This is a genomic window from Bradyrhizobium rifense (genome assembly GCF_008123425.1).
In the GTDB taxonomy this organism is placed as follows: Bacteria; Pseudomonadota; Alphaproteobacteria; order Rhizobiales; family Xanthobacteraceae; genus Bradyrhizobium; species Bradyrhizobium rifense.
Genome location: NZ_VSSS01000114.1, coordinates 1 through 4,534, shown reverse-complemented (window position 1 = coordinate 4,534; position 4,534 = coordinate 1). Strand labels below are relative to the sequence as shown.

The 4,534-nt window shown below is 58.7% G+C and carries 7 protein-coding genes and 1 pseudogene; 3 read left to right on the top strand and 5 right to left on the bottom strand.

Translation table 11 applies throughout. From position 1 onward, the window contains the following. Together FXB40_RS46955 and FXB40_RS48605 are read left to right on the top strand one after the other, a co-directional pair. Positions 1–815 (top strand): annotated as a pseudogene (locus FXB40_RS46955) (FdhF/YdeP family oxidoreductase); the annotation flags it as partial. 27 nt (positions 816–842) lie between these two features. Continuing rightward, positions 843–1,010 (top strand): hypothetical protein, encoded by a 168-nt coding sequence (locus FXB40_RS48605; RefSeq protein WP_187437618.1) that lies wholly within the window; start codon positions 843–845, stop codon positions 1,008–1,010. Between the two features lie 11 nt (positions 1,011–1,021). On the opposite strand, the gene FXB40_RS46950 is transcribed toward FXB40_RS48605, so the two are convergent. The 3 genes from FXB40_RS46950 to FXB40_RS48840 are packed head-to-tail and all read right to left on the bottom strand — an operon-like array spanning position 1,022 to position 2,662. Then, positions 1,022–1,756: a DUF72 domain-containing protein gene (locus FXB40_RS46950; RefSeq protein WP_148779035.1), complete on the bottom strand. Its 735-nt coding sequence runs from the start codon at positions 1,754–1,756 to the stop codon at positions 1,022–1,024. 18 nt (positions 1,757–1,774) lie between these two features. Continuing rightward, entirely contained in the window at positions 1,775–2,227 is a 453-nt protein-coding gene (locus FXB40_RS48845; RefSeq protein WP_246208385.1) for a zinc-binding dehydrogenase, read from the bottom strand. A 30-nt stretch (positions 2,228–2,257) separates the two neighbouring features. Then, the gene (locus FXB40_RS48840) at positions 2,258–2,662 is read right to left on the bottom strand and encodes an alcohol dehydrogenase catalytic domain-containing protein (RefSeq protein ID WP_210352248.1); all 405 of its coding nucleotides are present in this window, start codon (positions 2,660–2,662) and stop codon (positions 2,258–2,260) included. Between the two features lie 426 nt (positions 2,663–3,088). Here FXB40_RS48840 and FXB40_RS48600 point away from each other — a divergent pair, with 426 nt between their 5' ends. Beyond that, a complete protein-coding gene (locus tag FXB40_RS48600; protein WP_187437617.1) occupies positions 3,089–3,259 on the top strand; it encodes a hypothetical protein in 171 nt (56 codons plus the stop codon). Positions 3,260–3,436: 177 nt separating this feature from the next. Here the strand turns inward: FXB40_RS48600 and FXB40_RS46940 are convergent, their stop codons facing one another. Together FXB40_RS46940 and FXB40_RS48835 are read right to left on the bottom strand one after the other, a co-directional pair. Continuing rightward, complete coding sequence (locus FXB40_RS46940; protein ID WP_148779034.1) at positions 3,437–3,637, bottom strand: hypothetical protein; 201 nt, start codon at positions 3,635–3,637, stop codon at positions 3,437–3,439. Positions 3,638–4,220: 583 nt separating this feature from the next. Next, on the bottom strand, positions 4,221–4,534 hold a 314-nt coding region (locus tag FXB40_RS48835; protein WP_210352247.1), incomplete at its 5' end, for a hypothetical protein.

Here is a 4,534-nt window from a genome sequence, read left to right as displayed (position 1 = left end):
CCGGTCGGCGCTCGTCCATGGCGAGATATCCTATATCCTTGCCATGTTTGGGGCGGACCGAGATCGACCTGCAGGAAACCGGTCAGCAGGCTGTCGCCGTGGAGGATTCCACCGGCTGCATGCATGGCTCACGGGGACAGGCCCGGCCGGCAAGTCCTGACCTTCTGTCCGAGCCAAGAATCGTTGCCGAACTCGCCAAGGCCACGGTGTCCGGCCGAACGACCATTCCGTGGGACGACTGGATTGCAGACTACGCCCGGATCCGCGACGCCATCGCATCCACTTATCCAGACATTTTCCACGACTTCAATGAGCGAATGTGGAAGCCCGGCGGCTTTCACCGTCCGATCGCGGCTCGGCAACGATCATGGAAAACCAAAACGGGGAAAGCCAATTTCATCGTGCCAACGTCGCTCGTGACCGACATCGATACGTCCCCGGAGGCACGCGACGTGGTGCAGCTGATCACGCTGCGGAGCAACGGCCAGTTCAACACGACGATTTATAGTTATGACGACCGCTTCCGCGGCATCTACGGCTCGCGGCTTGTGGTGCTGATGCTTCGCAATGACATCGAGCGATGGGGATTGAAAGAAGGACGGACTGTGACGTTGACGACGGCAGTCGACGACGGCGTGGATCGTCAGGTGAGCGGCCTGCGCGTCGTTGCCTACGATATCCCGGAAGGCTGCATCGCCAGCTACTTTCCGGAATGCAACCCGCTGTTGCCGCTGTGGCACCATGAGGAAAAAGCCAAGACGCCGGCGGCGAAATCGATCCCGGTCCGGGTGAAAGCCGAAGCTGCTGCAGTCTGACAGCCACGGCGGCTGGAGGAGGAAACGATGCTTGAGAAGCTCAGGGAAGCAATCATCGGTGAGCTGAAGCGTCAGGCCGCAAACAGCCCTCAGACTCTCAGGGTGGAAGGCTCGGACGAGTTGGTCGTCAACGGCAAGATCGACCTGTCGGAGCTCGTCATGGTCATCGCAGGGTCTGTGGCTGGCGGTCCGTGATGCGTCGAATGTCAGCCGAAAATGCCTAGCAGTTCTTTCAGCCGCTTGGCATCGGCCGGAGCCGCGCTTTTCTGGTCGTTGTCGAAATAAACATACACGTCGCAGCCCTGCCGCCTCCAGGATCTGATGCGTCTAGCCCATTCTTCCAGATCCGCCGGCGGGTAACGACCGTGATAGCGGCCGCCCGGTCCGTGGCCTCGAATGTAGACGAAATCCGCGGTTCGCTTCCACGGCGCCGGTGCATCGTGATGATCGGAAAGACAAAGCGAGATGTTTGCCTTCCTCAATATTTTCAGAATGCCTGGATGATACCAACTGGGATGTCGAAACTCGAAGCTGTAACGTCGTTTGCGCGACAGAAGTTCAAGAAAGAAGGCGAGCCGATCTGCGTCGGCCTCGAATTGCGGTGGAAGCTGGAAGAGGATGGGGCCGGCTTTCTGCCCCAACAGCGAAAGGCGCTCTTCAAGCAGCTCGAGACTGTTCACCGACCGATCCGACAATCGCTTCCAATGCGTAATGAACTTTGAAGCTTTCCACGCGAAGACAAAATCCTTGCCGGTCTGCCCGCGCCAGCCTTTTACGGCCTCCGGCGTCGGTGTCCGATAAAACACCCCATTGAGCTCGGTCGTATCAAACTGGCTGGCGTAATAGCAAAGCTGCTGCTTAATCGGCAGGTCCTTGGGAAAGAAAGGCCCCCGCCAAGATGCGTAGTGCCAACCTGACGTGCCAATATGAACGTGTGCCATATGGAATTCCAACTCAATTCAGGACACCGCAAGCACGACCTTTCCCGCCGAGTGCCCGCGCTCGACCGACGCAAGTGCCGCCATCGCTTGATCGAGTGGAAACCTCTTCTCGACGTGCGGTCGGACTTTTCCGGCCGCGATCAGCGCGCCGATCTCGGACAGTTCGTTTCCATCGGGCTCGACGGTGTATCGCATCGCCTTCACGCCCGCGGCGCGAGCCCTGTGCTGTGACGGTACCGTCAGGGTGGAGATCAGCCGTCCGCCTTGCTTCAGCACGGCCCAGGACCGCTCGCGCGTCTCTCCATCGATCAAGTCGAAAACCAAGTCGATGTGAGAGGCGGCTTCTTCAAAGCGTTGGGTCTTGTAGTCGATCACGACATCTGCTCCGAGGGAGCGGGCAAACGCGACGTGTTCTGTCGATACCGTGGTCAGGACACGCGCCCCGACATGCTTTGGCGAATTGAACGGCAAAATGGCCGACGCCGCCGGACCCGCCGTGAATCAGGACAGATTCTCCGGCTCGCAATTGGCCGTGTCTAAACAGCCCCTGATGCGCCGTCTGTCCGGCCAGCGGTATTGCAGCCGCGTGGATATGGTCAATACCACCGGGTTTGATCGCGATTGCGCGCTCCTCGAGGACGATCTGCTCGCATAGCCTCCGCCCCAGACCGGGACCATGCCGATCACCTCATCGCTGACGCGCACGCGGTCGACCTGGGCGCCGCATTGCAGAACGATGCCGGAGACGTCACGGCCGGGGGTATAAGGCAGCCGGTCATCTTTCACCGAGGGATATTTGCCGGAGCGGATCTTGAAGTCGACCGGGTTCACGCTTGCCGCCCGGACAGCCACCAGAATTTGGCGAGCGTCCGGCCCCGACTGCTTGATTTCATCGAGCTGGAGCACCTCGTTGTCACCGAAACAGTGAAACCTGATCTTCCGTACGCTGGTCATTTGTGATCCGTTCCTCGCTAGGACTGGACGATCAACGGTGTCCGTCATCGCGCGTTCCTGTCTAAAGACGGGCCGGGACCGAGTGCAAAGCTCGGCATCCTCTTTGGAACGTCAATTTGTCCGCCGGTTTAACCCGAAGAGAACCCGACGAAATGGAAAGAAGGGATATCGATGGATCACATCACACGGTGCCCGCATTGTGGGCACGGGCTGATCCCGGCTTTGTCCAGTGACGGCCGGACCGAGTTCTCGTGCATCTGGTGCGAAAATCTGGGTTCGACGAAACCAGACGCAAGAAAGGACGGCATGCTGTCCGCGCGCACGTCGTTAGCGCCGGAATCCGAGGCACCTTAGCCACTCCACCAACCGGGAGTTCCGATGTACGCATTGTTCGAACGCGACAGACAAATCGGAGCTGCATTTCCGACCGAAAAGGAGGTGTGGGAGGCAGCGCTGATAGAAGGGCTCGTCACCGACGTTCCGGTCGCTGACGAGGAAGGTGGCCAGATCCTGCCGGACGGATACCACGTTAACCAGATCGAGCCGTGAACCGGGAATCTCTGGAACGCCAAGCCGATCGGGCCGAGGCTCTCGCCGCCGAAACCGCCGATGATGAGGTGAGAAAGGCTCTCCTGGACGCTGCGAGACAATACAGGGTCCAGCTGAAGGTCGAGCCATGCGAGCCGAGACCCGAATGGAAGCTTCCGGACGAGATTTCCTGACGTGCTATTTCGTGTTGCCCCTGAGAAAAGTCAGGCCGTTGGCGGTTAGACGATCCTCACTGGTCTCACCGTCCGCGACGAGGCCTTCCAGGTAAGTCTCCAGTTCCGGTAGTCTTTGCTCGAAGTCCGGACCAAGACCCATCAGATCGCAGGTCTTGCTGATCCGTTCGATGGGTTTTTCAAAAATGTTGATTTGCGCGTTCATCAATTCCGAACACGCCCGCGAGGCGTTGGTTCCTTGCGGGTGCAGAGCCAAATGCGGGTGCAAAGGAAGCAAATCTGTCGGCTAATGAAGTAATGTCCCTCAAAAAGATGTCCAGCGGATTATCAAGGCGCCGCTAGTCGCGGTTCAACGAGGCACGATGGTCTTGCGACGGATGCCCGGTTCCGACGATTCCCAGGGCGCGACTGGTAAGTTATTGATTCTTCTTCACCCCTAGCTGACTCTTAATCGGCGGCTCTGTCGGAAACGGCATGGAGCATTTTCGCCGAACGCGCCTGCGCTGATGCATCGTCGGACAGGTTTCGAACGCCACTTATCCCTCCTTTGCCGTTGGATCCCCCGGCATCGAGAGAACGCCAGCCCTCCACGAGACGCGGCATGCAACAGTGACGGCCGTTCTCTCTCAGAGCTCCGCAATGAAATCGCAACCAATTGAGTGAAACGACCGTGAACAAAACGGGACGAGAACACCTGCCACGGCGAGAAAAATCAATAACTGTCCGCTTCAGCCGGCCACGATCCGCGAATGTCTGAGACGCTAGCACCGGTTGAGCCACGACATCCGTCAGGACACTGAGCCTGAAATGATATCCACGTTCGGTCGTGAGCTGATGCGGGTGGCCTGGAAGCCGTCCTCGATGTCACTCGATAGCATCCATATGGGACGCCGGATCGGGAGCGAATCGCAGGCGGTCCAAACCGACACCAACATCAATTGGGCAGGGCGTCCGAGTCGGTGAATTGAGTTAATTTTCCGGCAAACTTCGCCGCTCGGCGATCCGGCGACTGAGTCTATGACATCTTCGTCGCACGAAAAATGCGGGTGCGCACAGATGCCCAATTCGAATGATGTCGCCGGCAACGAGATGCTTTGGCGCG